The sequence below is a fragment of the Halovivax ruber XH-70 genome, assembly GCF_000328525.1.
Taxonomy (GTDB): Archaea; Halobacteriota; Halobacteria; order Halobacteriales; family Natrialbaceae; genus Halovivax; species Halovivax ruber.
Window position 1 is genome coordinate 2,499,909 of the sequence record NC_019964.1, and the last position, 26,791, is coordinate 2,526,699.

The window sequence follows — 26,791 nt, forward strand, 5'->3', positions numbered from 1 at the left end:
CGAGAACCGACGAGTATTCGACGGGTGCGGCCTCATCTGTGTCCGTGATCGCGATCGTCGAGAGCCGCGCGGACCGTGCGTCGGTGCACATCTGCGACCAGCTGCGAGACCTCGTCGCGTGGAACGCTCGCGAGGACGAGACGCGTCCCGACGCCGACGGTGGCGGGACGTACTATCGAACGGACGGGTTCGAACTGCGCTCGTTCGAGGCGCTCCACCTCGATCTCGTCGACCCGGCCGCGGCGTTCAGCGAGGAACCCGACCTCCTCGTCTTCGCCTCGCGCCACTCCGGCGAGACGGGACCGCTCCTGACGGCCCACTTCACGGGTAACGTCGGTCCCGCGGAGTTCGGCGGCGAACCGAACGCGTTCGCCGACGCCGCACCGAACGCCCTCGCCGAGCTGCTCGCCGCTTACGATCGGTACGCGCCGGATCGCTACGAGGTCGGGATGGAGTGTACCCACCACGGGCCCACCGCCGTCGGCTGTCCCTCGCTCTTCGCCGAACTGGGCAGCGACGACGAGCAGTGGGACGACCCTGAGGGCGCCGAAGCCGTGGCACGTGCCATCCTCGAGTTGCGAGGGGTCCCAGCACACCGGACCGATCCCGAGACCGGTCGCCCGCGCCAGGTCGTCGGCTTCGGGGGCGGCCACTACGTCCCGCGATTCGAGCGCATCGTCCGCGAGACGCCGTGGGCCGTCGGCCACATTGCAGCCGACTGGGGCCTGGACGAACTCGACGATCGGGACGCGGTCGAAACCGTGGTCCGGCGTGCGTTCGCGGCGACCGACGCCGACGTCGCCGTCGTCGAGGGGACCAAACCCGACCTCCGGAGCGTGATCGAGGAACTCGGCCATCGTGTCGAACGCGAAGCCTGGGTGCGCGAGGTCGACGACCGGCCGCTGTCGCTCGTCGACGCGGTCGAAACCGCGCTGGGTCCGATCGCAGACGGCGTTCGGTTCGGCGATCGGGAGACCGAGGCGTTCGAAGTCGTCTCCCTGCCGACCGACCTCGTCACGACGGCGGAGGGTGTCGATCCGGAGCGAACGTGGGACGCCGTCACGGCCCACGCAGTCGCGGTCGAAACGTCGAACGGCGGCAGCCGACTCGGAGGCCGGGCTGCGATTCCAACTGACACCGACGCCGACCGAACCGCTCGCGGACTCCCTCGGTCCCTCGTCGACGCGCTGGCCGACGTCATCCGGCCCGAATTCGAACGCGTCTCGGTCACCGACGCGGGCGTCGAAGTCGTCGAGACCGCCTTCGACCCGTCGCTGGCACGCGACCTCGGCGTCCCCGACGGACCGCTGTTCGGCGAACTGGCGTCGGGCGAGGCCGTGACCGTCGACGGTCGCCAGATCGAGCCCGAGGAGGTTCACGAACGCAGAACGACGCAGTTCCCCTGTTGAGCGCCATCGGCCGACCGTCGGTCACTGTCGCCGATCGGGCGATCGCCGTTGCCAACCGACGGAGACCGTCATCCGGACGGTAGCCTCATCGCGAAACTGCCGGAACTGTCTGCCGAGACCACCGTAAAATCAGCTGCCGGTTCGATATGGGCAGATGTCTGACGTCCGCATGACGTTGTGGGGAAACGATCATAACGGTGGGGTCGTAATGGCGTTTCAAGAATGGATTCAATTGTCGAAGACGCCATCGACGAGGCCGAATCGGGTGACCCCGAGGCGCGGGCCGACCCCGTCTCGGACGAGCCCGCCCAGTCGTCGAACGCGTCGGGGACGATGACCGACGAGGAGCTAAAGGACGTCCTGCAGGACCTCCAGACGGACATCACGGTCGTCGGCTGTGGCGGGGCCGGTGGCAACACGGTCGACCGGATGGACGAAGAGGGGATCCACGGCGCGAAACTGGTCGCCGCGAACACGGACGTCCAGCACTTGGTCGAGATCGAGGCCGACACAAAGATCCTCATGGGCGAGCAGAAGACCTCCGGCCGCGGCGCCGGATCGCTCCCGCAGGTCGGCGAGGAAGCCGCCCTGGAGAGCCAGGAGGACATCTACGACGCGATCGAGGGCTCCGACATGGTCTTCGTCACCGCCGGACTGGGTGGCGGGACGGGTACCGGCTCCGCGCCGGTCGTCGCGAAGGCCGCCCGCGAATCCGGCGCCCTGACGATCTCCATCGTCACGACGCCCTTTACCGCGGAAGGAGAAGTTCGCCGGACGAACGCCGAGGCTGGCCTCGAGCGTCTCCGCGACGTCTCCGACACCGTCATCGTCGTGCCGAACGACCGCCTGCTGGACTCCGTCGGTAAGCTCCCCGTCCGCCAGGCGTTCAAGGTGAGTGACGAAGTCCTGATGCGCTCCGTGAAGGGCATCACGGAACTCATCACCAAGCCCGGTCTCGTCAACCTGGACTTCGCCGACGTCCGCACCGTCATGGAGAAAGGTGGCGTCGCGATGATCGGCCTCGGGGAGTCCGACTCCGAAGCGAAAGCCGAAGACTCCGTCAAGACCGCCCTCCGCTCGCCGCTGCTCGACGTCGACATCTCCGGTGCGAGTTCCGCGCTGGTCAACGTCACCGGCGGGAACGACATGTCCATCGAGGAAGCCGAAGGCGTCGTCGAGGAGATCTACGACCGCATCGACCCCGACGCCCGCATCATCTGGGGCACCTCGATCGACGAGACCCTGGAGGGCAGCATGCGAACCATGATCGTCGTCACCGGCGTCCAGTCGCCCCAGATCTACGGTCGCCCGGAGGGCGAGGCCGTCCAGCCTCAGGGCGTGGGCGGACAGGCCGGCGGCCAGCCACCGGCAGGCGGGCAGGGCGCCCCCGGCGGGCAGAACGCCGGCGGTCAGCCTGGCGTCGACGCCGAAGATGACGACGATATCGACTTCGTCGGCTAACTCGTTCGACGATCCATACGCTATCTGCGTCGTCTCCTGACGGTTCTCGTCTCCGCTCCGTTCGATGTTGTTCGCTTGTCTGCGACCGCTAGATGTGAGCTACCGGCGGGGCTGGGTAAGAAAACGACGACCGACTAGGCGAAGAAATGACGGCGAACTGGGTAGCAGAGGGTGACGATAGAACGGAGCGCCAGCACGGACGACGATCTGAGGCGGCAGAACCGGGTCTAATCGTCGCCGAACGCCTCGCCGGCCGCGCTCGTCGCGTCGCCCTCGATGCTCGGCGGGTACTTGCCCCGTTCCAGTTTGAGGTCTGACTGCGGCCGTGCCATACAGGTCAGGGCATAGTGCTCGGCCTCTTCCTCGGTGAACCCGCGTGCGGCGGGCTGGGTGACCTCGCCCTCGACGATCTCGGCCGTGCAGGCCAGACACATCCCGACGCGACAGGAGTACTCCTGAGCGATTCCCTCCTCGAGACAGCGGCTCAAGATCGTCTCTTTGTCCGAACAGGTGATGGTCTCGCCCGTCCCCACGAACTCGACGGTGTACTCGGTCATACGGGCGGCTACGAAGGACGCCGTCAAAATACTTCGCTTGTCGTGGACGTTCGAGTGGCGTTTCAGTCGATTACCCGAATCACCCCGCCGAGTCGCACGAAAAACGTTTTCTACCAGCGCTCACGACTGATCGGTATGAGTACACAGGAGGCCGACGGGGTCGGTGCGGGCGACCTCGGGCGGGACAGCTGGGACGCGGTGGTCGTGGGCGCCGGCACGGCCGGCTGTTACGCCGCGGCGACGATCGCGGACGCGGGCTACGACGTGGTCATCATCGAACGCAAGTCGCCCGAAGAGGCGGGCCACATCGCCTGCGGCGACGCGCTGAAGGGCGCCGACACCTTCCCCGACGCGATTCCCAAATCGCAGCTCGAACCGGCGTTCACGAACACCGGCGTCGACCACGGCCGGTTCGAGATCCCGCAGGAAGACACGGTCCTCGAGATCCCCGTCCCCGGCGAGCTCGCCGTCGTCGATCGCTGGACGTACGGCCGGAAGGTCATCGAGGGCGCGGCAGACGCCGGCGCAACCTTCCACTACGACACCGTCGTGCAGGACGTCCGCCAGACCGACGACGGCACGGTCACGGGCGTCGACGCGATCCGGAAGGGGACGCCCCGGACCTACGACGCCGAGATCGTCGTCGACGGCGCCGGCGCGCTGTCGATCCTCCAGGACAAAGCCGACCTCGCCGACTCGACGTTCGACACCAACGTCACCTACTCGCAGTTCTGCTCGGCCTACCGCGAGATCGTCCACGTCGACGAACCCGTCGAGTGGTCCGACGCCCTCGTCTTCAAACCGACCGAGCGCGCCGCGGGCTACCTCTGGTACTTCCCGCGCACCGAGACCGAGATCAACGCCGGCCTCGGTTTCCAGATGACCGAGGAGCCGATGCACCTCGTCGACGACCTCAAACGCGATCTCCGGAACCGCGCCGAGTTCCAGGGCGCTCGCGTCGAAGACAAACTCGGCGCCGCGATCCCCACCCGTCGCCCCTACGACTCCGCGGTCCACCCCGGATTCGTCGCCGTCGGCGACGCCGCGGGCCACGTCAATCCGACGACCGGCGGCGGCATCGCCGGCGCCGCCTACGCCGGCACCTACGCCGCCGAGCAGGCGATCGAGGCGATGGAGCAGGGAACCATCGACGAGGAGGTCCTCTGGCGGTACAACGAGCGCGTCATGGACCACTTCGGCGCACGCTACGCCGCCCTCGACGTCTACAACATCCTCTCGACCGCCGTCGACATCGACGAACTCATGGGCCTGCTCGCGGCCATGCCCGGCGAACAGATCGCCGAGGCGCTCTACTCCGGCAGCGCGAACCTCGGCTGGGGCCTGAAGATCAAGGCCCTCCTCAAAGCCCGCGGCCACTACGGCACCGTCTGGAACCTCTACAAGACCAAACAGCGCGCCGACGAACTGCTCACCCACTACGAGGACTACCCCAGCTCGCCCGCCGGCTTCGACGCCTGGCAAGCAGAACGCGACCGCCTGATGGAGTCGGTCTACGAGACGACCGGCGCAGACCCAAAATATTGAGTGGGTGTCGATGGCGATTTTCCCGCCGACACGGCGACCGACCGTCGACCTCGTCGTCTTCGGCGACGAACCGGTCGACATGGTGCCGATCGCTCGTCGAACGCTTCGCGAGCGATTCGGCGTCGATCCCGGTGTCCGGCGGATAGAGCCGGTCGACTACTATGCAGACCTTGTGGCTCCCGCCGGGTTCGACGAGCCGACGTACTATCCCGCCACGGAGTTACTGGACCCGACGAAAGAGGCGAGCGAAGCCGATCGGGAGATCGGCCTGGTTGCCGACCCGCTCATCCTGGACGAACAGCCCAGAATCTTCGGGGTCGCACTCGTCGGCGAGTCACCGGCCGTGATTACGAGCGATCCACTGACTGACGGCGGCGATCGATTCGAAACGCGGGTCGAAAAGCAGGTGACGAAGCAACTCGGCCATCTTTTCGGCATCGAGACGACGCACGCAGGGTGTGTCTTCGAAGAGACGCCGACGCTCTATGACCTAGACGAGTCACCGCCGACGTTCTGTGAATCGTGTCACGCTCGGCTCACGGATCCCACGACCAGTCCGAAGCCAGCCGACTGGTTCGTCAGGGACACCCGCGTATACCGCGAGGTCACGGGGGACGATTCCCGCGACGGGCCTGCGAAGGGAGTCGAGGAACCGGTTGCTATCCGGGACGAGAAATCGGAGACGGTCGTGACCGACGACCGGACGGCGGTCGGAGGTGAGGCGTCCGGCCGACAGCAGTCCGCAACCGGCGATCGAGGGCGCTCGGCCGCTGGCCAGTCGGCGAATCACGGCACGGGGCTCCCGGCGGGCCTTCGCCGCCCAGTCCACGGCCTGTACCGGTACGCCCGTGTCTGGGGGTTGATACTCTGTTTCGCTGCCTTCACCATCCTCGGCTTACTGATCGAACTGGAACTGTACGCGCGTTTGACCGGCGAGACGCCGTCGACCGGGGTGACCTGGGGAATGCTCGTCGGCGCCGTCGGCATCGGATACTACGGCCAGCGGACGGTGCGGCGGTGGGTCGGCCGTGGGCGGGCCCGTCTGACCCGGTCGTAGGGGCGGCGACCGAGACGAAGCACCTCCGTCGTCCGACACCCGCCGAGACGACCGTTTCAAAACTATCGTCAAGCTGAATTTCGATATTACTAACTCGTTCGGGGAGGAATCCCGCCATCGATGGTGGGGTTGACGACGATCGTCGGGGGCTTCGTGGGGCTCATCGTAGCCTACAGTGGCGTCAGGTACGCAGGCCACGTCGAGCAACACGTTCTCGAGGCCGACGAGCGCTGCGAGCGGGCGTGGGCGAACGTCGAAGTCCTCCTCGAACGGCGCGCCGACGAAGTCGGGTCGCTGGTCGACCTCGCCGCCGAACACGCCGGACACGAGCAGGCCGTGCTCCAGCAGGTGCTCGACGCGCGCGAACGCGCCCTCGAGGCCCAGCAACCCGCCGAGGCCGCCGACGCGAGCATCGAGATCCGGGAGGCACTCGCCGAACTGTTCTCGACGGCCGACGCGGTCCCGTCGTTGCAGTCGGCCGACCGATTCGACGAGATTCGCGATAGCCTCACCTCGATCGAGCGCCGCCTCGAGAATCGCCGCGAGCACTACAACGAGGCGGTCGCCGCCTACAACGTTCGGATCGCCCGGTTTCCTGAACGCCTGGCCGCGTCGCGCCACGGGCTCGAATCGCGCGAGCCGTTCCGCGCGTCCGATCGGGCACACGAGCGCGTCGACATCCGCGATCGCTTCGACGTGTCGATCCCCACGCCGACGGCAGGTGACGAGTCCACTCCCGACGGGCAGCCAGTCGAGTCAGACGGCACGCCGTCGGACGCCGACGAGCACACCTCCGGGTGAGCGGTCGTGATTCTCGTCGCCTTCCTCTACGTGGGGGTCCTCGTCTTCTCGTTTCTCGGTATCTTCTACGGGATCGTCGTCGTCCTGAACGGGTTCAAACGCTACCGGCAGGCGGTCCTGATCGCAGATACGCCGGCGTCGAAACTCGACTCGGTCGCGACGGGCCCGGCGGCCGTCAGCGGTACGGTGGAGCCGACCCGTCGACCGCTCGTCGTGCCGATCGTCGAACGGCCGTGCGTCGCCTACGAGCTGACGGTCTCCGACGCGGGCGCCGGTTCGACCCGAACGCCCTGCGAAGAACGACGGCACCTCTCGTTCGCACTCCGGGACGAGACCGACACCGTTCGCGTGACCGCTGATGCCGTGGCCGACGCGGACGTCGATCTCACCCTCGATCGCCAGCGAGAACTGGAAGTCAAGAGCTTCGAGGAGTCGCCCGCTCCCGTCGCGAGGTTCGAGCGCGATCGGAACCTGCCCTCGCGCGGGATGACGTTCGACCGGACGTACGAACTCAGCTGGATCGAACCGGGTGACGAGATCTACGTCTACGGGCGCGTCGAACCCGACACGACGGCAGCGACGCCGGACGGGAACCGACCAGCCGATTATCACGCCAAAAAGCGCGTCGCAGCCGGAGCGGACGCCCCGGAGCCGTTCCTCTCGAACAAGGTGCCTGAAGCGATCCTCACCGAACGCAAGTACGGCCTTGCAAAGGCGCTCGCGAAGGGGATCGTCGTCGCCGCCGTCTCGCTGCCCGTCTTCCTCTTCGTCTCAGGCATCGCTCCGGTCTTCCTCGCAGGGTGACCGAGAACGGAGTACTCGGCGCGAGTGGGTGCTTGAGCGAATTTGGAGCAGCCGGGACGCCTCGCCGTGTCGGGTTATACGATCTGGTTTCGCGTACCCCACCACATGAGCGCGTCGACCGGTCGTGAGCGAAGCGGCGTGCCGTGGCGGTCGCGGGTGTTCTGGACCGTTCTCGCGAGCACCGTCGTCGTGCCGCTGGGCGTGCCGCTCGTGAGTTCGCTGTTGCCGCTCATGCGGGACGCGTTCGCGGTGTCGGACGTGCGAGCCGGTTACGTGCTCAGCATCTACTTCGTGCCGGGGATCTTCCTCTCGCCGCTCATCGGGCGGTTGCTGGACCGTGTCGGACGTCGTCCCGTCCTCCTCGGCAGTCTCGTCTCGTTCGGAGTCGTCGGGGCGATCATCCCCTTTCTGGGCGGCTTTACGCTCGTCCTGGGGGCGCGACTGGGACAGGGTGTGGCCGCCGCGGGCATCTTCGTGACGACGGTGACGATCGTCGCAGACGCCTTCGAAGGCCCACAGCGTAACACCGTCTTCGGGATCAACGTCGCGATCCTCTCGACCGGACGCACCCTATATCCCGTCCTCGGCGGGACGCTCGCGCTGTACGGGTGGAAAGTGCCGTTCGCGTGTTACCTGCTCGCCGTCGGCGCCGCCCTGTTCGTCGCGCGGGAGTTCGAGGAATCGGCGGACACGAACGGATCGACGAGTGTGGACGATTCGACCGAACGGGCGACGATTCGACGAGCTATCGGAGAACTCTCCGTTCGCCGCACGATCCAGCTGTACGGGGCGACGATCCTCGCGGAGACGGTCGTCTTCGGGACGCTCATGACGACGCTCCCCTTTCTCCTCGCGAGGGACTTCGACGCCTCGGCCGCGACGATCGGCGCGGTGATCGCCACGGCGATGCTCGCGTCGGCTGCCGTCGCCGCGGCGAACGGTCACCTCGCCCAGCGGTACGCGAACCGCTCGCTCGTCGCCCTCGGCTTTTGTTGCTTCGGCCTGGGACTCCTCGGCATCGGGGTCGCTTCCTCGCTGCGCACTATCGATGCGCTGGCGTTCGTGTTCGGTGTCGGAATCGGTCTCGTGCTCCCCTCCGTCGACGCTGCGATCAGTCGGTCCGTCTCCGCGGCGTCGAACGCGAGTGCGATGAGCCTGCGGAACAGCGCGACCGGCCTGGGGCGAGCCTCCGGGCCGATCCTCTTCACCGGACTGGCCACCCAGACCGGGTATCGGAGTCTGTTCACCCTGACAGGAGTCGCGACGCTCGCACTCGGGCTGGGATTTCTGGTGCTCCGGCGGGCACGAACCAGCAACTGAGCGGGCGAAGGGAAGACTGCTCTTCGCTCGTCGAAGACGGCTATTCGGCGACGAAGGTCGAACCGGGCATTCCTCGGATTCACCAAGCTTATGCCCCCTATCCCCAACCCGACGACATGAACGAGACGCTCCCAAAAGATCGCTCGCCGGAGCCGATCACCGTCGAGTCGATGGCGACGGACCTCCAGGAACTTGGTGTCCAGACGGGCCAAACGATACTCGTCCACGGCTCCCTCTCGGAACTCGGCTGGGTCTGTGGCGGCCCGCAGGCCGTCGTCGACGCCCTCCAGCGCGTCGTCGGCGCGGACGGCACGATCGTGATGCCGACGCACTCACCGGGGAACATGAACCCGGCCGACATGGGACATCCGCCGGTGCCCGAATCGTGGTACGACACCGTCCGCGAGACGATGCCGCCCTACCGCCCCGAGTCGACGCCGACGCAGGGGATGGGTGCGATCGCCGAGTGCTTCCGGAACTATGCCGACGTGGTGCGAAGCGACCATCCACAGCACTCCTTCGCCGCGTGGGGTGCCGAGGCCGAATACGTGACCGACGATCACGCCTTAGAGAACTCGCTCGGCGAAAGTTCCCCGCTGGCCAGGGTCTACGAGCTCGAGGGCGACGTCTGCTTCCTCGGGACGACCCACGCCACCAACACCTCGCTCCACCTCGCCGAGTACCGCGTCGACCTCGATCTCGGGACGGCGCCACAGCAATCCGCGATCCTCGTCGACGGCGAACGTGAGTGGGTCGAGTGGGACGACATCGACTTTACGGACGAGGACTTCTCCGAGTGCGGAGAGGCCTTCGAACGCGAGCACCCGGAGGCGTTCGAGTCCGGGACCGTCGGCGTCGGTGACGCAACGCTACTCTCGCAACCGGCCCTCGTCGACTTCGCGGTCGAGTGGTTCGAAGCGAATCGGTGACCGGCGCTACCCGTCCGTCGAATGTTCACCCCGCCGAGCACGCGCTTTCAGGTGCTCGGCAAACTCGGAGAGGTTCATCGCGGCCGCACAGCCCGGACAGCACAGGCGTTCTGCGGTCTGGTAGTCGTGCGACAGCGCGGCCGGCGGCTCGGAGACGAGCCGAAAGAGCCGCGCCGGTTCCACGTCCCGATCACACCGATAGCACTCCCGATTCGGAGTCCTGTCGCCGGTTCCGTCGCTCGTTCGCTCGACGGATGTCATCCGAGTGTCCTCCGCGGTGGCCCAGCTGACCAGCCAGCGGCACTCGGCCCCCCATCCCCGAAACCGAAACTCTGCGACGGATAGCGATACGACTCTCTAGGTAACGGGCGTGCGAGACCTTTTTGTCTCGATAGTGTCTTTCGGAACATGGCTGACAAAATCCCTGCTACAGGATTTGGAAGCCACGTCCCGGGTGTCTCTAGCACCCGGGGCACTTTCGTACCCGAACGGACGGAGCTTCCGTCTGTATCATTGACGTAATGGATAATATAGTTACTGGTGGTCGTGTGCAAACAACCCGAGCTTCCAGACAACAGACGTCGCGTGACGCTCCATCCAGGCCGCTACGGTCGCGTTTCGGCGATCTCCACGATCGCCCCCGCGAGCGTGTCAATGCCGTGCTGGATCGTGGGCTCGTCCACGTCGAATGTGGCGGTGTGGTGGCCGCCGGGGTGGTCAGTGCCCACGCCGACGTAGGCGGCGAGGCCGCCGTTGTCCTGGACCTCTTTCATGAGGAAAGTGGCGTCCTCGCTGCCGCCGAGGCCGGCCGCGTCGACGACCGTGTCGACGCCGTCGACCCCTTCTGCGACCGAGCCGACGATCTCGCGGAGTTCGTCGTCGCTCGCGGCGCTCGGTGCCTCGGCGCCGATAGTGATCTCGACCTCGCAATCGTGCATGTCGGCAGCCGACTCGAAGACGCGCTCCACGCTGTCGCTCATGTATCGCATGAGGTCGGTCGTCTGGCCCCGGACTTCGGCGACGATGCTGATCTCCTCGGCGACGATGTTCGCGGCGGTCCCGCCCTCGACGACGCCGATGTTGACCCGCGTCGGCCCGTCGGAGTTGCGCGGGATCGCGTAGGCGTTCTGGATCGCGGTGCCGAGCGCCTGCATGGCGTTGCGGCCCGCCTCCGGTTCGGCACCGGCGTGGGCGGGTTCGCCGGTGAACGTCGCTTCGAGGTGGCGCACGGCGAGGAAGTCCTCGATGCCGGCGACGACGGTGCCGGTGGGGTGGTCGAGCCCGACGTGCGTCGCGAGGAGGTAGTCGACGTCCCGGATGTGCTCGCTCTTGGCCATCGACTTGCCGCCGCCGATGACCTCCTCCGCGGGCTGGAAGAAGACCTTGAGCGTGCCCTGGAAGTCCTCGTCGTCTGCGACGGCTTCGAGCGCGCCGATTCCGATCGCGGCGTGGGCGTCGTGGCCGCAGGCGTGCATGGACTCGCCGGTCGCTGACCGGAAGCCCTCCGCTGCGGGCAGGTGATCGTCGGTGTCTGCCTCCTCTCGCGGGAGCCCGTCGATGTCGACGCGGAGGCCGATCGTCGGTCCCTCGCCGCGTTCGATCACCGCGACGGCACCCGTGTAGCCGCCTTCGAGCTGGGCGAGGACGTCGGGGTCGGCACCGGCATCACGGGCGCGGTCGTACCACCGTTCGAGCTCCGCGTCGTCCGGGACGGCGAGGCGATTGTCGCCGTCGATCGCGTCGGGGCCGACGTAGAGGGCGTCGAGGTCGAGTTGCTGGAGTCGGTCGACGATGCGCGCCGTCGTCTCGAACTCACGCCAGGCGGGTTCGGGGTGACGATGCAGCTCGCGACGAAGGGCCACGGGATCGATCGAAGACATACTGGAGTGGTAGCTGGTGACACGTAAAATCGTGCCGACTCCGGCGAAGGGGCGTGGTGAGCGAGGGCGACACGGGCGATCGGCAGCCGAACACTGCGACCGGATCGTGAGTGGCCAGGTTCCGCACGTGGGCAGGTTCCTCAGGCGCCCTGGACCTGTTCGACCTCGACCTCGACGTGGACCGAGTCAGGGAACGAGCGGCCTGCGACGTCGCGGGCGAACGTCTGGTAGCCGTGGATCTCGAGCTCGCGAGTGAAGACGGTGTAGGACCAGGGCGACGACTGCCGGTCGTCGTCGGCGTGGAGACGCTGGTGCTGTGGGACCGAGAAGTGATCCGGTGGATGGGTGTGTGGTCCTTTCAGCGCCGCCCCTTTCCGTTCGGCTGTGCGTTTGATGTCGTCGACCACGCCATCGAGAGCGGCCCGGTCGCCGCTCTGAAGCGTGAGGCACGTAACGAAGGTCATAGATACTGCGCTAGTCCGTCCGGCGAGCCTAAAAACCTCCCGAGATGGGATCGTCAGTCCGATATTCTCATTACGGCTCGGCCGGTACAGCCTGCAATGGCAGTCGAAGCTACGAGCGCAGGCGCGATCCTCTTCCGCGACACGCGGGGCCGGCGCGAGTATCTTCTGCTCAAGAGTCGCCCGGGTGACTGGGAGTTTCCGAAGGGCGGCGTCGAGGGAGACGAAGAACTACAGCAGACGGCGATCCGCGAAGTTAAAGAAGAGGCAGGGATAGCAGACTTTCGACTACTCGACGGCTTCCGCGAGGACTACAGCTACGTCTTCGAGGCGAACGGGAACACCATCCACAAGACGGTCCACCTGTTCATCGCTCGCTCGTTCGAGGCGAGTGCCGAGCTGTCGAACGAACACCGCGACCTCCAGTGGCGCGATTACGAGCAGGCAATCAACACCGTCACACAGGACGGGCCGCGCGAGATCCTGGAGCGAGCACACGAACACATCGACACGCTGGAGGAAGAACAGCAGCAACAGTAACCCCGCAAAGGGGAGCGAAACCCCAGCAACGGAGAACGCAACCCCCAGCAAAGCGGACCCACGCGGCACCCAGACGGCGGACACCGAACAGCGACCCCGTCCGACCCGCCACCCGGAGCGACGTCCATCGACCACCTACCCGATTCGTCCACAGAGCGACTGCCCGGTGCGGTCATCGACCGACTACCTGGTGCGAACCGTCGACCGACGGCTGAGCTCGTGCCGTCGGGCGAGCGCCACGGCTGCCGGCCGTCCTCGTAAGGACTTTACTTCCGTTGTCCCTCTTCGGACGTGAATGCTAGAGGCCGCCGTGTCCGACGTGCTAGACGAGGACTGGGCCGACCGGACGACTGTCGGCTGGTTTCTCGCCCTCCCGTTCGTCGCGGCCATCGGTATCTGGGCAATCTTCGATCACCAGCTATCGGTCCCGATCGGCGCGATCGGTCTCCTCCTGTTGATCGGCTACGGGCGTCACGTCGTCCTCGGCTCCGTCGTCGACCCGGAGCTGCCGGCCGTTGGCGATATCGGCGGACTCGCGAAATCGGTGCTGGTCGGCGGCGCCGTCGTGATCGGACTCGTCGGCGTTCCGACGGGACTTGCCGTCCTCGCACTCTGGGCCGACGCGAGCCCGATCGCCACGGCGGTTTCCGAGTTGACCGCTGCCACGGTCGTCGCGGTCGTCTTCCTCGCCGGGGCGTACCTCACACCAGCGGCCCTGGCCGTAAGCGGGCGCCGCCTGAGAGTCGCCGAGTCATCGGCCGGTGACCGGCGTGCGTCTCGCACCGACGCACTCGTCGCGATCGTCTCGAGTCGCGATTACGGGATCGCGACGCTGCAGGCGATTCTCGCACTCTTCGCCATCGGTGCGGCCACGCTGATGTTGATCGTGACCGTGTTCGGCCTGGCCGTCCTGCCAGCGGTCGTCTACCTGGCAGTCGCCGTCTCCGCGCGGCGGTACGCCTACGCGGTGGATCGAGCGCTCGATCCGCGTGCCGTCGACGAACTCGAAGACCGGACGGTTTCGTGGCTGTAGCCGGTCGGCTGGACCGCACGCCGAGCCGCAAGGCTTTCGCCGTGCAGTTCGAACGACGTGTGTGAGCACGCCGTCGAACGAGTTTGCCTTCGAGTTACGCGTCTGTCGATGGGCCGAGCGCCACTGGCCTCCCGACGGTGAGCGAGCGGGCCCCGTCATCGTCGCCCGACAGTTCGGGGCCGCCGGCAGGCGCTGGGATACGATCGTGATCGAGTGCGATCCGGACGAACTCGGCGAGCGAGCAGCCTTCGGCCAGGAGCGGCTGGACGGCGACCTCCTCGACGTCGTGCGGTACGCGCCGGCCGAGTGGGCCTACTATCGGGAGGCGCTGCCGGACCCCGGCTATCCGTGGCGGTACGTCCGGGAATCGATCCATCGAGCCGACGACCGGGGGATTCTCGAGACGCGCCGGCGTGGCAACCGAATCGAGATTCGCCGGCGCTTCTCGTACCCCGACTGGGTCGAGCGAATCGTCGCCATCGAGAACAAACCGGATCTGGACGCCAGCGCGGCCCGCGCGCTGTCCGACCAGCTAGAGCGGGACGTCGCGATGGGACTCGCGGACGAGGTCTGGATCGCGATCGAAGCCGACGACGACCGCGTCTCGGCGGCACTCTTCGAGGACGTCCCCGTCGAAGCCGGGATCGTCGAGGTGGATTCGACCGCGCTCACTGCCGACGTCGCGTGGTACCCGCGCACGCTGGCGGTCGATCGACCGGGGACACGAATCCTCGAGCGACCCGACGGTGGCGCACACGACGCCTCCGCGGCGCAGTTCGAGTACGTGGAAGCGAGCGAGAAACGAGAGAGACGGCTCGAGATCGCCGAACGCGCCTACGAACGCGGCTGGCGGTCGTACGTCGACACGATGCGACCCGACTGCCGCCACTTCGAGGGACGCACCGACGGGCAGCTACTCCCGTACTGTCGAGCGAAGGGGCGCCAGCCGACCGCACGGGAGTGTGCCGGAAGCTGTCCGGCCTTCGAACCGGAGCCGCCGACGTGGCGAACCAGGGGGTGGCCGATCGAGGGCGGCCCAGGCGCGCGAATAAAACAGATTCTGGCCGATCGACGGGAGCGGCGGCGATAGCGCACTTTCACCTACGTATTCTCTTCGATGAAGTCGACGACGTCGGTCGCGACCTTCGCCTCCTGACCAACGAAGAAGTGGTCGGCCGACCACTCGACGAGGTCGGCACCCCGTTCGGCCGCGGCGTCGCGAACGGGTTGCCAGTCAGCGGTCTCGTCACGAGTGCCGTAGACGACCTGCAGCGGGACCGCCTCGTCGAGCGATCGAACGGCGTCCGCGACGTCGAGCTCCGGGGCGATGGTCGCGGCCGGTGCCAGCGCGGAGACGCAGGCGACGGGCGTCTCGACGGACGCGCTCGCCAGGATCGCCTGCGAGGCGCCGAAGCTGAAGCCGAAACAGGCGACCGTCTCCGCCCGGTCGCTCGCCCAGCGAAGGGCGTTTCGCACGTCCTCGCGCTCGCCGTAGCCCTCGTCCCAGTCGCCGTAATCGATGCGAAGGCAGCCGACGTCGCGGTCCGCCAGCGCGTCGGCGACGGCTCGCAGTCGCCGGTCCGTTCGGGAACCGCCGTGCTGTGGGTGTGGCGGGCAGGCGACGACGAGGACGTCCGGGGCTTCCGGGCCGTCGAGCGTCCCACGGACGTCCCGCGCGCCGGGGATCAGGACGTCCGTCTCCGCGCCGGTGTCAGTCTCGTCCATACGCGTCGGTCGTCGCCGGGTGCCCTTGAACCCGTTCGATCCTGCGCCGAAGTGGTCCGAAGTCACGCGAGACCTGCCAGCTTGCCGGGACAACGTGTGTGATGTTTTTAAGTAACGGGAACAACAGATACCAGTATGGGCATCCTCTCTCGGACATCCTACATCATCAAATCGAAGGTGAACTCGATCCTCAACCGGGCCGAGGATCCGACCGACACGCTCGATTACTCCTACGAGCAGATGCGTGATCAACTCCAGCAGGTAAAGCGGGGGATCGCAGATCTGACGACGCAGAAAAAGCGCCTCGAGATGCAAAAGCGCCGGCTCGAGGAGAACGTCGACAAGCACAACCAGCAGGCGCGTACGGCGGTCGAACAGGACCGCGAGGATCTGGCACGCAAGGCCCTAGAGAAGAAGAAGGCCAAGATGAACCAGATCGAGGAGCTCGAACGCCAGATTTCGAACCTGCAGAACCAGCAGGACCAGCTCGTCGAGCAGAAGGACACCCTCCAGACGCGCATCGAAGAGTTCCGCACGAAAAAAGAGACGATGAAGGCCCGCTACTCGGCCGCCGAGGCGAGTACGACCGTCAACGAGGCGATGACGGCGACGGGCGAGGAGTTCGAGGACGTCGGTCGCGCGATCGAACGCGCCGAGGAGCAGACCCAGGACATGGAGGCGCGCTCGGCGGCGATGGACGAACTCCGCGAGACGGGCGCGTTCGACGAGGTGCTGACGGACAAGGACCAGATCGACCGGGAACTCGACCAGCTGTCGACCGACAGCGGCGTCGAGGCCGAACTGGAGACGCTCAAGTCGGAGGTCGGCGACGAGTCGGCCGCCGACGAATCGACGTCGGAATCAGACGCCACGACCGAGGAGGTCGACGCCGACGTGGAGGCAGAGCTGTCCGAGATTCAGGAAGAAGAGGGGTAGTTCCGCTCTCGCGGGGAGTCACTGTGCGAGGAGTGAGTGGGTGTGAGAGTCCAGGAGAGAGAGAGTGGGGAGTGAGAGAAAGTACGTACGTTTCTGACGGTCGGTCACCGGCGGCACCGAGACGAACGGGTCGAAGCGTCTCTGAACGGTCGGAGCGTCTCCGAACGGGCCGAAGCGTCTTCTGACGTATCAGTGGGTGACGGGCGCCACCGCCCAACCAAGGCAAGTAACCATCAGTAACGGAAAACGGCAGAGACAGTCTCTCTCCCACAAATCTACACGCGAGTAACCGGTAGATTTATCACTGCATTCGTGATTCTCGCGGACGACGGGAGACGGTTCGGGGGGTACCCGACGGACGCGTCTACCAGCAGGACAAACGTTAGGATGCCAGCCTCGAAACCACCAACCGACGGAATGCCCACTTCGTATCGAGGACTCGGCAGGACAGCGCAAGCGTACTGGAAAGCCTACGCGACGGTCTTCGTCTCGGCAACGGTGCTCTTCGTCCTCACCGGCTCGGCGATCGCGCTCGGACTGAACTGGGTGTACCCGCAGGCCACGCCGCTGGTCGGGATCACCGTCGTGAGTTTGAGTTTCCACATGGCCGTCCTCTACGTCCGCGACGTGTGGGCGGGCGAGTACAATCCAGACCAGACACAGGTGGCCTCCTCTCGGAGCCTCTTCGCGCTGCTTTTGATCGCGGTGGCCTTCGCGGCCGTGTTCGTCGCACTCGGAACGGTGGCCGGCCTCGCCGTGGCATACGCGATCGGCGACGTTCCGTACGCGGCGGCGGTCGCGGCGACGTACTACCCGGTTTTCGACCTGGTCGGCCTGCGTCGCGGCCACTGGACGCCCGGTTCGATCGTCCTCGCCGGGGTCGTCACCGTGCTCGCGTCGGCACTAGACGTCAGGCGGACGGTGTTCGAGTCGATGCCCGTGATCGGGAACCGACGTCGGCCACACCTCTAACTGGAGTGCTCCGGTGGCTCCGATCGGTTCCCCTCGCTCATACACCAGCCGACGAACGTGATCGAGACGGCGATGCCACAGCCCCACGAGAGGATACTCGCGTACCCGTAGCCGATGACCCCCAGCCAGCGAGCCAGGAGGCCGACGAGCACGGCCAGTCCGACCGGGACGGATTTGACGGCGAACTCGTAGACGAACTTCGCCCAGAACCCGACCGCCTGTTCGTGAAAACGGTCGGATCGGTAGAGTTCGTTGAGCCGTCGCTGGTATCGCACCGTCCACTCTTCGTCGGCGAGCCCCGGTTCGTCAGCAGGTTCCTGCGTCGACGCTGCCTCGTCGTCGGTCGCCAACTGCTCTTCGTTCCCCACAGCTACATTCGGTGTCCACAACCCCACGCAAAAACCTTCTTGTACGAGCGCGTAATCAACCGACAGAACGGAGTTCGCTGATACCCATAGGACCGGATCGTCCGGGCAAACCGTCCCCGATCGCCCGCGTTTCGAGTGGGTGATCTTCACACGCAATACCGCCGAACTTATGCCTCCGGCTGACCAATCTGTCCCCATGACAGACTTCGGATTGAAGGTACGGATGGTGGTCGTCGGCGCCATCCTGTTCGGGTTCTACTTAGCTTCGATGACGGTCGTCTCCGCGATGTTCGGTATCGACCTCATCTGGTTACTCCCGCTCGGACTCGTCGTCCTCCCCCCACTTCAGTACAAACTCGGCAAGTGGCGAGCGCTAAGGGGTGCCGATGATATGCCAGAAGAAGGACAGTATCTGGAAGTTCATCGAATGACGGAAGCGCTCGCTCGTGATATGGAAGTGAAGAAGCCGAAGCTCAAAGTCATGGAGATGGGGACACCAAACGCTTTCGCCGTCGGCCGGAAGGGCGCCGGCGTCGTCTGCGTCTCGACGGAGCTCATGGCGATACTCGATCGGGATGAACTTGAGGGCGTCATCGCTCACGAAATCGCACACATCAAAAACCGAGACGTGATCACGATGATCATCGGCCAATCTATTGGGATGATCGTCGGCTGGGTCGCCTACATCGTCTACATGGCCGGTGGGGATCGTAACGCTGGCAGTATCATCGTCGGTATGGTCATCGCGAACGTCGCCCAGTTACTGGTGACGGCCTTCGTTTTGGCTATCTCGCGCTACCGCGAGTACGTTGCCGACGATGACGCCCGCGAGGCGATTGGTAGTGGGGATCCACTAGCTCGCGCACTCGAAAAAATCTCACGTGGAGCCGAGGGTCGCGAATCAAAGGTAGATGATAGTATGAGTGCGCTCTGTATCTTCAATGGTGATAAGAGCCTCTTGTCTAAGGTCTTTTCCACGCATCCCCCTATGGAAAAACGGATCGCAAAGTTGCGAGGTTGACGGGAAGGAAGCGATAACAAGTCCACCAATAGAAAGGTTGGTTGTACACAATTAGGCTGACATCGGACGCAGGCAGGAACAGTGAAGTACTGGTTTTGATACTCAATTATCAGCCACCGCTAGTAGGATCAGTATCCTCACAAGTTCAATTATTAAAATGAGATGAATAACTATATATACCCTCATGTATTTTTACATTCGATGTCGCGGAAGAATGCCGATGACAGCGGAATTAGTCGGAGAAATGTGTTGCGTGCGAGTGCCGGGACAACCAGTGCCGCCGTCGGTGTCGCCGGTCTGAGTGAGCTAGTAACAGCCCACGATACGAACGAGAATAAACTGACCGAAATTGAACGGATACCGGAGGTCCGATCAATACTTGGTGAGCTCGGTTACGAAGAACTACCCCAGCCCGATTCCGCCGAAACGGTGGAACTGGAATACGATTCGATCGTGGCTTCGGTCACGGTCATTGACTTCGGATATGGTGAGCTGCACGTCGGAGAAGCTGATGGGCAGGTCGTTGCAACCTTCCATTTCGACGCGAACGGATCCTCGATTACTACTGGACAGCATAAACCAATCAAAAAATATCAAAAGATTCCCGACGGGACCCAAGCGTGGCTCGAAGGATCGGTTACGGGAACTAAATTCTATCGCACAACGACGAAAGATGAGCGTGAATACGCCCTCTCGAGACTCTCACTCGAGAACAAAGAGGATGCGTCGGTCTACGCTACCGGCAGGGCTAATAGCTTCTATATCGATGTGCCCAGATCTAGTATCGCCGGCAATCCGAGCGAGCCAATAGGAGATGTTGCCAGGGCTAATACGAACGCTCCGCAATCCGCCGATAACGGTGACATAATCCGGTATAAAGTGACCCCCACGGGAACGTCCATCGCATCGATCAGGTCAGCAGGAACCAGTCATGGAGCTAACGACGTTGGCACAATGATAATTTCAAACCCGATTAAAAAGGCGGCAGAAAAGGTCGCCAGGAATATCATCAAAACTCTCGGATGGGAAAGTGCCGACCAAGTAGACGATTCGTGTGGTTCCAAAGTCGGTGGATGTCTAGATGGCATCTTATCGACGCTCGATTGCTTGAAGTGCAAGCCGATCTGTCTCGGTTCACCAACCGGAATCGGTGCTGTGCTGTGCATCGCATGCGTGATGGTTTCCTGTAGTCAAGCACTCAACACGAAATCTTGTGCCTTGGCAGTCAATTGTATCGAGAATCGGTAAGCACTGACAGAGCAGTTTCCTAAATACAATACGAAAATCCAACCACCTGGCCAAATTTTGACCAACAGATCAATCATAGCGGAAATCCTTTGACCCAGTGGCGATTTGAAGCACTCATGACTGACGTTCACCCCGGCCAACGGGTGGCGGTACTCGTCGACGCACAGAACCTCTATCACTCCGCACAGAGTCTCCACAGCCGCAACATCGACTACGGCGAACTGCTGGACGCTGCGGTGAACGATCGCCAACTCACCCGGGCGATCTCCTACGTCATCCGCGCCGACGCCCCCGACGAAGAGAGCTTCTTCGAGGCACTCGAGGACATCGGCTTCGAAACCAAGATCAAGGACATCAAACGGTTTCCCGACGGATCGAAAAAGGCCGACTGGGACGTCGGGATGAGCCTCGACGCCGTCACGCTGGCCAATCACGTGGACACCATCGTCCTCTGTACCGGCGACGGTGACTTTTCACGACTGTGTTCGCACCTCAGACACGAGGGCGTCCGCCCGGAGGTGATGGCGTTCGAGTCCTCGACCGCCGAAGAATTGATCGAAGAGACCGACTCGTTCGTCGACCTGGACGGCGACACCGACCGATTTCTCCTCTGATCGGCGTGCAACTTCGTCGGCTGCGGACAGCAGAGAAAACCGCAGAATCGACGCGGCTCAGACCGAACGCGACTACCGGTTCCGAATCGCCCACACACGGTTCGCTTCGCTCACCGGTCGTCGTTCCGAGATTCTCACTCCCGTTGCTCGTTCCGAATCTCGCCGACGATCCCCGCAGCAAGGGTCAGACAGACGCCGAGGAGGGCGATCGCGTGGAGTGCCGGCGTCGAACCGGCGACCGATTGTCCGACGGTGATGAGCCCGGCGGCGACGAGGAGAATCGTGCCGAGCGCGACCTGCGTGACGTCCATTCGTGCCTGCACTTGTTCATACCCTGGTAAAAACACTACTGATTTTGAATAGATAAATAATTCCTGCCTGTTGTTCCAAGATTCGAAGATGGGCCGACCATCGATGACGGTGGAACCCGTTTCGGTGTGGCGTGTCGATACGTTTTCGACGCTTCGTCGAGAACGGTCACCGATGACTGACACGGTCGATCGGGCGACGCTACGACAGATCGCCGCGTACCAGTTCGGCGCGGGTGCTGGCGAGGCACTGTTCCCCGCCGGCGAATCGCGGACGATCACGCGGACGAGCGGCGGCCGTCCCCAGCAGATTCACGTCGACGACGAGCGACTGGTCTCGTTCGGCACCGACGGCCGCTACACGCTGGGTATCGAAGGTGGCCGACGGCTCGCCGAGGCGTTCGATCCGCCAGCCGGACGGATCGTCGTCGACGACGAGAGCGAACCGTTCGTCAGGGACGGCAAGAACGTCTTCGCGAAGTTCGTCTGCGACGTCGGGAGTGCGGTTCGCCCCGGAGACGAGGTGCTCGTCTCCCACGAACGCGGCGACCTCCTAGCCGTCGGCCGCGCGGAACTGTCGGCCGAAGGAATCCGTGACTTCGAGACGGGGATGGCCGTGAAGGTTCGGGAGAGTGTCGAGAGACGGTAAAACGCCCATTTCAGCTAGGGGAGAGACTTTCGTACTGGTATCCGATTATCGAGTATGAACCGACGAACAGTGCTGGCAGCGCTCGCTTCGGGGAGTGGGGCTGGCGCTGCAGGATGTCTCACCGATGGTGACGACCCCGACGATCCGGGGGAGAACTCGACCGATGACCCGCCCACGGAGGGAGTTTCGGGTGAGACGTGCGGGCCGGCATCCGAATCCCTGGCCGACCGCCTGACCGACGAGCCGGGCGACGGCGAGTCCTGTCCGTCCGATCCGGAAGTCTCGCTGGCCGTCGAGAACGCCCGCGAAGAGAAGGCTGCGGTGGCGGTGACGGTCAACACGCCCGGCGGGGAAGACGACCCCGCATTAGACGAGCGATACGACCTCGATCCGGGCGAGCACGTCGTCGAATCCTCCGGGGTGCCGACCACCGGTGACGTGACAGTGACGGTGAGTAGTGACGACGGTACCGAAGACGAGTGGACGGCGAGCTGGGACGAGCGGTCGTGTAAGCGCCACGGAATCGTAATCGACCGCGACGGGATCGAAGTGGGCTACGTCGACCCGCTCTCGGGACCGGTGGACACCCAGCACGATTGCTACGCTGGCGACGGCGCCCCCATCAGGGTGGCGAACCGTGGACAGGCCCGGACGGTGTCGATCATCGTCGACGACCGCTGTTCAGGCGATCGGACGGAAGCGGAACTCGACATCGACGCCGACGACGTCGAGACGGTCAACGATGCACTCGTGAACGGTGGCATCTTCGAAGTGACGGTCGACCCGGAGGACGGGACGAGTGACACCTACGACTTCGACGAGGAGTGCTGGGGCCTCTCGGTCGAGATAACCGACGACGGGGCCGTCGAGATCCGACGCACGGAGATCGACTGAGGGCCCGACGGAATCGGGAGACCTCACAGTGGCCACGCCGTACTGGCCGGCCTCGTCACGGTACTCGTTCGAGACCCGACGACCGGGTCGCCGATCGCCTGGGCGAAACCGTGTCGGGTTCCTTCGGTAGTCTTTTTGCCGCGCGTGGCAAGGAACCCAGTATGTTCGGGGGAGGCGGCGGACTCGACCCGCGGAAGATGGAACAGATGATGAACCAGATGGGCATCGACATGGACGAGCTCGATGCCGAGGAAGTGATCATCCGGACGGACGAGCACGAACTCGTCTTCGAATCGCCGGACGTCACGAAGATGGACGCCCAGGGCCAGGAGACCTACCAGATCATCGGGACGCCGGACGAGCGAGCACGCGGCGCCACCGACGAGGCCACGTCGGACGCGACCGGTGGGTCGGTCGATCAGGGTGACGTCGAACTCGTCGCCAGTCGGACGGGCGCCAGTGAGGAGGCGGCTCGCGACGCCCTCGAAGCGAACGACGGCGACCTGGCGGCGGCCGTCGCCCAGCTGGAGTGAACCTCGCGTGACGGTCCTCGTCGTCTACGAGGACCGCGAGTACCTCGTCGAGCCAGGCGAGGAGTTCGGGACGGACCTCGGCGTGCTCGAGATCCCGACCGACGTCGAACCGGGACAGACGATCGAGACGCATCTCGGCACCGAGTTTCGCGTCCGCCGACTGCGCGGCCCAGACCTCTTTCATCACCTAGAACGGACGGGTGCACCCATGGTGCCGCGCGATATCGGTCTGATCGTCGGGGAGACGGGCATCCAGACGGGTGACCGCGTCCTCGATGCCGGCACCGGGACGGGCGTCCTCGCCGCGCTCGTGGCCAGAGCCGGCGCATCGGTCGTCACCTACGAACGCGACCCCGAATTCGCCGACGTCGCTCGCGAGAACATGGCACTCGCCGACGTCGCCGACGCAGTCGAGGTCAGAACGGGCGACCTGACCGACGAGATCGACAGCCTGCTGAGCGATGGGGACGAATCGATTCGTCCGTTCGACGTCCTCACACTCGATACGGGTGACGCACCAGCAGTCGTCGAACACGCACCCAACCTGCTCGTCGAAGGCGGCTTCGTGGCGGTCTACAGCCCGTTCGTCGAGGACACCCGCGAGGTCGTGATGGCCGCGACCGAGGCCGGGCTCGCCGACATTCGGACCCGAGAGACCATCCAGCGCGAGATGGACTTCGACGACCGCGGCTCGCGGCCCTCGACCGCACCCGTCGGGCACACGGGCTACCTGACCATCGCGAGAAACGAGTAACGGTACCGCGAACTCGAGGACGATCCGCCTCTTCGGTTCTGGAGCGCTCGCGTCACCGACCGCGGTAGGTATCGATGCCGAGCAGACGGTTCACCACGCACAGTTGCGTGACACCAGTGAACAGCAGTACCAACCCAGCGAGCACTGCGAGTACGCCGAGGGCCGTTCCGAGCGTGCCGCCGACGCCCAACCAGCCAGCGAGGATGGCGACGCCGATGAGCGCCAGGATCGGCCCAACGACGAGTCGCATCGTTCGATCAGTACCGCCCACGTTCTTTTCCATGTACGATCACCGGTAGCACCTAGCACGTCAGAGAAAATAAGCACACCGTCGACCCATCAGTATCCGTCGAGGTCGCGGCCGGTCGCAAATTACCACATATACACAAGGTCATACCTAGCTGCAGAATCACCTACCTGCGGCTCGAACGAATAGGCAGAGAGTGTGGCGGGTTGTGGTTTCGGACGGTGCGTAAAGCACGCCGTTTCACCACGAGCACCCTCGCGGTCGCAACTCTCCGCGCGAGCGGAGCGAGCGCGGTTCCCCGGCGGCTCCGCCGCCGGCCTTTTTCATCGAAGTTTTTGCGCAAGTGGTTCGCCTCTGGCGAACCCGCGCCGCAAAAAGTTCGTTAGTGGTCGTCTTCGCGCCACTTGTGCTCGCACTCGCTACAGATGAAGAAGCGAGTCTCGGATTCGTCGGCCGAGCGAGTTTGCTGGAGGTACCAGTAGGCGCGGTCGTTCCCACACTCGGGACACAGGGCGTCGGTTTCGGGGAGCGACGTTTCCTCGGACGATTCGATAATCTCACTGGCCTCCTGATCGTCCGTGACGACGTACTCGTCGGTATCGCCTTTCGGTTTCGAGTAGTCGCAACTCCCACAGACCCACAGGCCGTCGTCGGCTTTCATCATCGAGCCGCACTCGTCGCAGAACTCCATTGGTGTCCTGAAACTGGCGCGTCGAGGGACTTAAGCGACGTGTTTGGGCTGTCGGTTCCCGCGCACAGCACACCCGTTCAGCGTGCGGAATTGGACGGTCTCAGGCGGTTTTCGACCCTGTCGGTGGCCGTGGGGAAGCGTCCGAGACCCGACCGCCACGAGAGCCGGCGGGCCGCCGCTTGCGCGCAACAGTCCACGATCAATTCGGGAGGCACTCGGTGACAGCCAGACTGAGACCGCTGACGCAGCATGCAGCCGAGGCGCAGGCGAGGTGGGAACCCCGAAGTGGCGATTCCGCTAACCCTCGCCTTCCGACTGATACGGTTCGCCGACGGCGTTTCGCGGGAGCGCACCGAAGAGTTCGGATTCGAGTTCGTTCTCGCTGTCGAATCGATCCGTGCCGACGAGTTCCAGCGTCTCACCGATCGTCGTTTCGCCGTCCGCGAGCTGGAGCGTCGTGTCGCCGAGTTTACGGTCGACGGTCTCCAGTGAGACCGGGTACGAAAGCGTGGCGAGACGGTCAGTGAGTTCGTTCAGTGTGATTGCGCCCATACAGACCGATTCAGCGAGGAGGGTCTTGAACGGATGTCGCCGTCGGGCGGAGAGTCACCGGAGCGGACAGGTGACGATCGAGGAGGTGATCGAGTTGCGGTTCGGAATCATCATTGACGTCGCTACCGAAGGGGACACGAATGCTCCGGTCGGTTCTCCAGTCGATCCGCGCGGCGTTCACCGTGGATCGTCGGGTCTTCGCGCTCGCGTTCGCCCGGCTCGCGGACGGCATCGGGAACTCCTTTCTGATCATCGTGATCCCGCTGTACGTGGCGAGCGACGTCGTGGGCGGGCGGACGTTCGGCCTCGAAGAGGCGATGATCATCGGGATCGTCCTCTCGCTGTACGGGCTCCTCAACAGCCTCTTCCAGCCGTTTACGGGGCGGTTGTCCGACAGTCGCGGGGCGCGAAAGCGCTTCATCCTGCTCGGTCTGGGCGGCCTGGCGACGACCAACTTCCTCTACCTGTTCGCGGGGTCGTACCTCTCGCTCGTCGTGCTCCGCGCGTTGCAGGGCGTAAGTATCGCGTTCATCGTCCCGACGTCGGTCGCGCTGGTCAACGAGCTCGCGACGGCCGGCGACCGCGGCGGGAACATGGGCGTCTACAACACGTTTCGGCTCGTCGGCTTCGGCGCCGGGCCGGTCGCCGCCGGGGCCGTGGTCGCCGGGGGTCCGTACGATCTCGCACTGGGTGGCTCGACGGTGTCGGTCAGCGGGTTCGAGGCGACGTTCCTGATCGCGACGCTGACGGCGCTCGTGAGCCTCGCGATGGTGGCCACGTTGATCACCGATCCGGAGGGGACGAAGCGGCAAGCCGGTGGCACGCCGTCGGTCCCGTTCACCGACCCGCGAGGAGACAACGTGTTGAATCCCGTGATCACGCTCGGGATCGCCACGCTGTTCATGATGATCGCCATCTCCATCTTCGCGACGCTGCAGAACACCGTCAACGCCCGGCTCGATCAGGCCTCGACCTGGTTCGGCCTGCAGTTCTCGGCGTTCGTCATCGCCCAGATCTTCCTCCAGACGCCGATCGGCCGGGCGAGCGACCGGTTCGGCCGCCGGCCGTTCATCCTCTGGGGGATGGTCATCTTGCTCCCGACGACCCTGGTCCAGGGGTTCGTGCAGACGTCGCTGGCGATGTTCGCCGCCCGCCTCGGACAGGGGGTCGCCGGCGCGATGGTGTTCGCCCCGTCACTCGCGCTGGCGGGCGACCTGGCCCCCGAAGGCGAGTCGGGGACGACCCTCTCCGTGCTGACGATGGCGTTCGGATTCGGGATCGCCCTCGGACCGCTCATCTCGGGTTTTCTCGTCGGCATCGACTTCGCCATCCCGTTCGTCTTCGCCGCCGGGCTCGCCCTCGTCGGTGCCGCACTCGTCGCGACGCAAGTCGAGGAAACCCTCGAAGAGAACGTATCGACGCCGTCCGCAGCCGAGTGAGAACGGCCCTGCGTCAGATGGTCGCACACGAACGGTGGAAAAT

Annotated in this window: 31 protein-coding genes; 21 read left to right on the forward strand and 10 right to left on the reverse strand. The window is 64.8% G+C overall.

The window, feature by feature from the left end; translation table 11 throughout:
• Positions 1–38: 38 nt before the first annotated feature.
• Both HALRU_RS11995 and ftsZ read left to right on the forward strand, forming a co-directional pair.
• Positions 39–1,409, forward strand: coding sequence for a D-aminoacyl-tRNA deacylase (locus HALRU_RS11995; protein WP_148680524.1), 1,371 nt, complete (start codon positions 39–41; stop codon positions 1,407–1,409).
• Positions 1,410–1,631: 222 nt separating this feature from the next.
• The gene (ftsZ, locus tag HALRU_RS12000) at positions 1,632–2,870 is read left to right on the forward strand and encodes a cell division protein FtsZ (RefSeq protein ID WP_015301657.1); all 1,239 of its coding nucleotides are present in this window, start codon (positions 1,632–1,634) and stop codon (positions 2,868–2,870) included.
• 227 nt (positions 2,871–3,097) lie between these two features.
• Here ftsZ and HALRU_RS12005 read toward each other — a convergent pair whose 3' ends face one another.
• Positions 3,098–3,427, reverse strand: a complete 330-nt coding sequence (locus HALRU_RS12005; RefSeq protein ID WP_015301658.1) for a 2Fe-2S iron-sulfur cluster-binding protein — start codon at positions 3,425–3,427, stop codon at positions 3,098–3,100.
• 135 nt (positions 3,428–3,562) lie between these two features.
• Here HALRU_RS12005 and HALRU_RS12010 point away from each other — a divergent pair, with 135 nt between their 5' ends.
• The 6 genes from HALRU_RS12010 to HALRU_RS12035 all read left to right on the forward strand — a co-directional run bounded on the left by HALRU_RS12010 (position 3,563) and on the right by HALRU_RS12035 (position 9,883).
• Complete coding sequence (locus tag HALRU_RS12010) at positions 3,563–4,972, forward strand: geranylgeranyl reductase family protein (RefSeq protein ID WP_015301659.1); 1,410 nt, start codon at positions 3,563–3,565, stop codon at positions 4,970–4,972.
• Positions 4,973–4,982: 10 nt separating this feature from the next.
• The gene (locus HALRU_RS12015) at positions 4,983–6,029 is read left to right on the forward strand and encodes a Zn-dependent protease (protein ID WP_015301660.1); all 1,047 of its coding nucleotides are present in this window, start codon (positions 4,983–4,985) and stop codon (positions 6,027–6,029) included.
• Positions 6,030–6,149: 120 nt separating this feature from the next.
• A complete protein-coding gene (locus tag HALRU_RS12020) occupies positions 6,150–6,830 on the forward strand; it encodes a LemA family protein (RefSeq protein ID WP_015301661.1) in 681 nt (226 codons plus the stop codon).
• A gap of 6 nt (positions 6,831–6,836) precedes the next feature.
• Positions 6,837–7,634: a hypothetical protein gene (locus HALRU_RS12025; RefSeq protein ID WP_015301662.1), complete on the forward strand. Its 798-nt coding sequence runs from the start codon at positions 6,837–6,839 to the stop codon at positions 7,632–7,634.
• A gap of 105 nt (positions 7,635–7,739) precedes the next feature.
• Entirely contained in the window at positions 7,740–8,954 is a 1,215-nt protein-coding gene (locus tag HALRU_RS12030; RefSeq protein WP_015301663.1) for an MFS transporter, read from the forward strand.
• A gap of 116 nt (positions 8,955–9,070) precedes the next feature.
• On the forward strand, positions 9,071–9,883 hold the full coding sequence (locus HALRU_RS12035) for an aminoglycoside N(3)-acetyltransferase (RefSeq protein ID WP_015301664.1): 813 nt from the start codon (positions 9,071–9,073) through the stop codon (positions 9,881–9,883).
• Between the two features lie 6 nt (positions 9,884–9,889).
• Here the strand turns inward: HALRU_RS12035 and HALRU_RS12040 are convergent, their stop codons facing one another.
• The 3 genes from HALRU_RS12040 to HALRU_RS12050 form a co-directional block, all read right to left on the reverse strand.
• A complete protein-coding gene (locus HALRU_RS12040) occupies positions 9,890–10,144 on the reverse strand; it encodes a hypothetical protein (RefSeq protein WP_015301665.1) in 255 nt (84 codons plus the stop codon).
• 344 nt (positions 10,145–10,488) lie between these two features.
• Positions 10,489–11,763, reverse strand: coding sequence for an amidohydrolase (locus HALRU_RS12045; RefSeq protein ID WP_015301666.1), 1,275 nt, complete (start codon positions 11,761–11,763; stop codon positions 10,489–10,491).
• Positions 11,764–11,903: 140 nt separating this feature from the next.
• On the reverse strand, positions 11,904–12,227 hold the full coding sequence (locus HALRU_RS12050) for a 30S ribosomal protein S10 (protein ID WP_015301667.1): 324 nt from the start codon (positions 12,225–12,227) through the stop codon (positions 11,904–11,906).
• 96 nt (positions 12,228–12,323) lie between these two features.
• On the opposite strand from HALRU_RS12050, the gene HALRU_RS12055 reads away from it, so the two are divergent.
• From HALRU_RS12055 to HALRU_RS12065, 3 genes are all read left to right on the forward strand, one after another.
• Positions 12,324–12,764, forward strand: a complete 441-nt coding sequence (locus HALRU_RS12055) for a bis(5'-nucleosyl)-tetraphosphatase (RefSeq protein ID WP_015301668.1) — start codon at positions 12,324–12,326, stop codon at positions 12,762–12,764.
• Between the two features lie 295 nt (positions 12,765–13,059).
• On the forward strand, positions 13,060–13,797 hold the full coding sequence (locus tag HALRU_RS12060) for a hypothetical protein (protein ID WP_015301669.1): 738 nt from the start codon (positions 13,060–13,062) through the stop codon (positions 13,795–13,797).
• A 61-nt stretch (positions 13,798–13,858) separates the two neighbouring features.
• On the forward strand, positions 13,859–14,887 hold the full coding sequence (locus HALRU_RS12065) for a DUF5787 family protein (protein WP_015301670.1): 1,029 nt from the start codon (positions 13,859–13,861) through the stop codon (positions 14,885–14,887).
• A gap of 11 nt (positions 14,888–14,898) precedes the next feature.
• On the opposite strand, the gene HALRU_RS12070 is transcribed toward HALRU_RS12065, so the two are convergent.
• Positions 14,899–15,522, reverse strand: coding sequence for an alpha/beta hydrolase (locus tag HALRU_RS12070; RefSeq protein WP_015301671.1), 624 nt, complete (start codon positions 15,520–15,522; stop codon positions 14,899–14,901).
• A gap of 135 nt (positions 15,523–15,657) precedes the next feature.
• Between HALRU_RS12070 and HALRU_RS12075 the strand changes: the two genes are divergently transcribed.
• Both HALRU_RS12075 and HALRU_RS12080 read left to right on the forward strand, forming a co-directional pair.
• Positions 15,658–16,458 carry a PspA/IM30 family protein gene (locus HALRU_RS12075; protein WP_015301672.1) on the forward strand — a complete coding sequence of 267 codons (801 nt, stop codon included), beginning with the start codon at positions 15,658–15,660 and terminating at the stop codon, positions 16,456–16,458.
• 417 nt (positions 16,459–16,875) lie between these two features.
• Positions 16,876–17,430 (forward strand): hypothetical protein, encoded by a 555-nt coding sequence (locus HALRU_RS12080; RefSeq protein WP_015301673.1) that lies wholly within the window; start codon positions 16,876–16,878, stop codon positions 17,428–17,430.
• Here the strand turns inward: HALRU_RS12080 and HALRU_RS12085 are convergent.
• Positions 17,427–17,798: a hypothetical protein gene (locus HALRU_RS12085; protein ID WP_015301674.1), complete on the reverse strand. Its 372-nt coding sequence runs from the start codon at positions 17,796–17,798 to the stop codon at positions 17,427–17,429. The two genes, HALRU_RS12080 and HALRU_RS12085, sit on opposite strands and share 4 nt — an antisense overlap.
• A 196-nt stretch (positions 17,799–17,994) precedes the next feature.
• Here HALRU_RS12085 and HALRU_RS12090 point away from each other — a divergent pair, with 196 nt between their 5' ends.
• The 3 genes from HALRU_RS12090 (at position 17,995) to HALRU_RS12100 (ending at position 20,681) form a co-directional block, all read left to right on the forward strand.
• Positions 17,995–18,819 carry a M48 family metallopeptidase gene (locus tag HALRU_RS12090; protein WP_015301675.1) on the forward strand — a complete coding sequence of 275 codons (825 nt, stop codon included), beginning with the start codon at positions 17,995–17,997 and terminating at the stop codon, positions 18,817–18,819.
• Positions 18,820–19,020: 201 nt separating this feature from the next.
• Positions 19,021–20,067, forward strand: coding sequence for a hypothetical protein (locus HALRU_RS12095; RefSeq protein WP_015301676.1), 1,047 nt, complete (start codon positions 19,021–19,023; stop codon positions 20,065–20,067).
• Positions 20,068–20,183: 116 nt separating this feature from the next.
• Entirely contained in the window at positions 20,184–20,681 is a 498-nt protein-coding gene (locus HALRU_RS12100) for a LabA-like NYN domain-containing protein (protein ID WP_015301677.1), read from the forward strand.
• A gap of 134 nt (positions 20,682–20,815) precedes the next feature.
• On the opposite strand, the gene HALRU_RS15755 is transcribed toward HALRU_RS12100, so the two are convergent.
• Positions 20,816–20,992 (reverse strand): hypothetical protein, encoded by a 177-nt coding sequence (locus HALRU_RS15755; protein ID WP_015301678.1) that lies wholly within the window; start codon positions 20,990–20,992, stop codon positions 20,816–20,818.
• Between the two features lie 172 nt (positions 20,993–21,164).
• Here HALRU_RS15755 and HALRU_RS12105 point away from each other — a divergent pair, with 172 nt between their 5' ends.
• The 4 genes from HALRU_RS12105 to HALRU_RS12120 all read left to right on the forward strand — a co-directional run bounded on the left by HALRU_RS12105 (position 21,165) and on the right by HALRU_RS12120 (position 23,819).
• Positions 21,165–21,638 (forward strand): PUA domain-containing protein, encoded by a 474-nt coding sequence (locus tag HALRU_RS12105; RefSeq protein WP_015301679.1) that lies wholly within the window; start codon positions 21,165–21,167, stop codon positions 21,636–21,638.
• 54 nt (positions 21,639–21,692) lie between these two features.
• Positions 21,693–22,532: a hypothetical protein gene (locus tag HALRU_RS12110; RefSeq protein ID WP_015301680.1), complete on the forward strand. Its 840-nt coding sequence runs from the start codon at positions 21,693–21,695 to the stop codon at positions 22,530–22,532.
• Between the two features lie 161 nt (positions 22,533–22,693).
• Complete coding sequence (locus tag HALRU_RS12115) at positions 22,694–23,065, forward strand: nascent polypeptide-associated complex protein (protein ID WP_015301681.1); 372 nt, start codon at positions 22,694–22,696, stop codon at positions 23,063–23,065.
• 7 nt (positions 23,066–23,072) lie between these two features.
• Positions 23,073–23,819 carry a methyltransferase domain-containing protein gene (locus tag HALRU_RS12120; protein WP_015301682.1) on the forward strand — a complete coding sequence of 249 codons (747 nt, stop codon included), beginning with the start codon at positions 23,073–23,075 and terminating at the stop codon, positions 23,817–23,819.
• A 52-nt stretch (positions 23,820–23,871) separates the two neighbouring features.
• Here HALRU_RS12120 and HALRU_RS12125 read toward each other — a convergent pair whose 3' ends face one another.
• The 3 genes from HALRU_RS12125 to HALRU_RS12135 form a co-directional block, all read right to left on the reverse strand.
• Positions 23,872–24,102, reverse strand: coding sequence for a YgaP family membrane protein (locus tag HALRU_RS12125; protein WP_015301683.1), 231 nt, complete (start codon positions 24,100–24,102; stop codon positions 23,872–23,874).
• Positions 24,103–24,448: 346 nt separating this feature from the next.
• On the reverse strand, positions 24,449–24,757 hold the full coding sequence (locus tag HALRU_RS12130; RefSeq protein WP_007702818.1) for a transcription factor S: 309 nt from the start codon (positions 24,755–24,757) through the stop codon (positions 24,449–24,451).
• A gap of 297 nt (positions 24,758–25,054) precedes the next feature.
• Positions 25,055–25,309: a DUF5789 family protein gene (locus HALRU_RS12135; RefSeq protein ID WP_015301684.1), complete on the reverse strand. Its 255-nt coding sequence runs from the start codon at positions 25,307–25,309 to the stop codon at positions 25,055–25,057.
• Between the two features lie 140 nt (positions 25,310–25,449).
• Between HALRU_RS12135 and HALRU_RS12140 the strand changes: the two genes are divergently transcribed.
• Positions 25,450–26,748 carry an MFS transporter gene (locus HALRU_RS12140; protein WP_015301685.1) on the forward strand — a complete coding sequence of 433 codons (1,299 nt, stop codon included), beginning with the start codon at positions 25,450–25,452 and terminating at the stop codon, positions 26,746–26,748.
• The last annotated feature ends 43 nt before the right edge of the window (positions 26,749–26,791 follow it).

Excerpts from the sequence above, each read along its gene's own strand:
- HALRU_RS15755 (WP_015301678.1), bottom strand. The coding sequence starts at position 20,992 with ATGGACGTCACGCAGGTCGCGCTCGGCACGATTCTCCTCGTCGCCGCC.
- HALRU_RS12140 (WP_015301685.1), top strand. The coding sequence starts at position 25,450 with ATGCTCCGGTCGGTTCTCCAGTCGATCCGCGCGGCGTTCACCGTGGAT.
- HALRU_RS12110 (WP_015301680.1), top strand. The coding sequence starts at position 21,693 with ATGAACCGACGAACAGTGCTGGCAGCGCTCGCTTCGGGGAGTGGGGCT.
- HALRU_RS12050 (WP_015301667.1), bottom strand. The coding sequence starts at position 12,227 with ATGACCTTCGTTACGTGCCTCACGCTTCAGAGCGGCGACCGGGCCGCT.
- HALRU_RS12115 (WP_015301681.1), top strand. The coding sequence starts at position 22,694 with ATGTTCGGGGGAGGCGGCGGACTCGACCCGCGGAAGATGGAACAGATG.
- HALRU_RS12080 (WP_015301673.1), top strand. The coding sequence starts at position 16,876 with ATGCCCACTTCGTATCGAGGACTCGGCAGGACAGCGCAAGCGTACTGG.
- HALRU_RS12125 (WP_015301683.1), bottom strand. The coding sequence starts at position 24,102 with ATGGAAAAGAACGTGGGCGGTACTGATCGAACGATGCGACTCGTCGTT.
- HALRU_RS12060 (WP_015301669.1), top strand. The coding sequence starts at position 13,060 with ATGCTAGAGGCCGCCGTGTCCGACGTGCTAGACGAGGACTGGGCCGAC.
- HALRU_RS12045 (WP_015301666.1), bottom strand. The coding sequence starts at position 11,763 with ATGTCTTCGATCGATCCCGTGGCCCTTCGTCGCGAGCTGCATCGTCAC.
- HALRU_RS12015 (WP_015301660.1), top strand. The coding sequence starts at position 4,983 with ATGGCGATTTTCCCGCCGACACGGCGACCGACCGTCGACCTCGTCGTC.
- HALRU_RS12105 (WP_015301679.1), top strand. The coding sequence starts at position 21,165 with ATGACTGACACGGTCGATCGGGCGACGCTACGACAGATCGCCGCGTAC.
- HALRU_RS12095 (WP_015301676.1), top strand. The coding sequence starts at position 19,021 with ATGTCGCGGAAGAATGCCGATGACAGCGGAATTAGTCGGAGAAATGTG.
- HALRU_RS12040 (WP_015301665.1), bottom strand. The coding sequence starts at position 10,144 with ATGACATCCGTCGAGCGAACGAGCGACGGAACCGGCGACAGGACTCCG.
- HALRU_RS12030 (WP_015301663.1), top strand. The coding sequence starts at position 7,740 with ATGAGCGCGTCGACCGGTCGTGAGCGAAGCGGCGTGCCGTGGCGGTCG.
- HALRU_RS12090 (WP_015301675.1), top strand. The coding sequence starts at position 17,995 with ATGACAGACTTCGGATTGAAGGTACGGATGGTGGTCGTCGGCGCCATC.
- HALRU_RS12130 (WP_007702818.1), bottom strand. The coding sequence starts at position 24,757 with ATGGAGTTCTGCGACGAGTGCGGCTCGATGATGAAAGCCGACGACGGC.
- HALRU_RS12075 (WP_015301672.1), top strand. The coding sequence starts at position 15,658 with ATGGGCATCCTCTCTCGGACATCCTACATCATCAAATCGAAGGTGAAC.
- HALRU_RS12100 (WP_015301677.1), top strand. The coding sequence starts at position 20,184 with ATGACTGACGTTCACCCCGGCCAACGGGTGGCGGTACTCGTCGACGCA.
- HALRU_RS12135 (WP_015301684.1), bottom strand. The coding sequence starts at position 25,309 with ATGGGCGCAATCACACTGAACGAACTCACTGACCGTCTCGCCACGCTT.
- HALRU_RS12035 (WP_015301664.1), top strand. The coding sequence starts at position 9,071 with ATGAACGAGACGCTCCCAAAAGATCGCTCGCCGGAGCCGATCACCGTC.
- ftsZ (WP_015301657.1), top strand. The coding sequence starts at position 1,632 with ATGGATTCAATTGTCGAAGACGCCATCGACGAGGCCGAATCGGGTGAC.
- HALRU_RS12005 (WP_015301658.1), bottom strand. The coding sequence starts at position 3,427 with ATGACCGAGTACACCGTCGAGTTCGTGGGGACGGGCGAGACCATCACC.
- HALRU_RS12010 (WP_015301659.1), top strand. The coding sequence starts at position 3,563 with ATGAGTACACAGGAGGCCGACGGGGTCGGTGCGGGCGACCTCGGGCGG.
- HALRU_RS12055 (WP_015301668.1), top strand. The coding sequence starts at position 12,324 with ATGGCAGTCGAAGCTACGAGCGCAGGCGCGATCCTCTTCCGCGACACG.
- HALRU_RS12070 (WP_015301671.1), bottom strand. The coding sequence starts at position 15,522 with ATGGACGAGACTGACACCGGCGCGGAGACGGACGTCCTGATCCCCGGC.
- HALRU_RS12020 (WP_015301661.1), top strand. The coding sequence starts at position 6,150 with ATGGTGGGGTTGACGACGATCGTCGGGGGCTTCGTGGGGCTCATCGTA.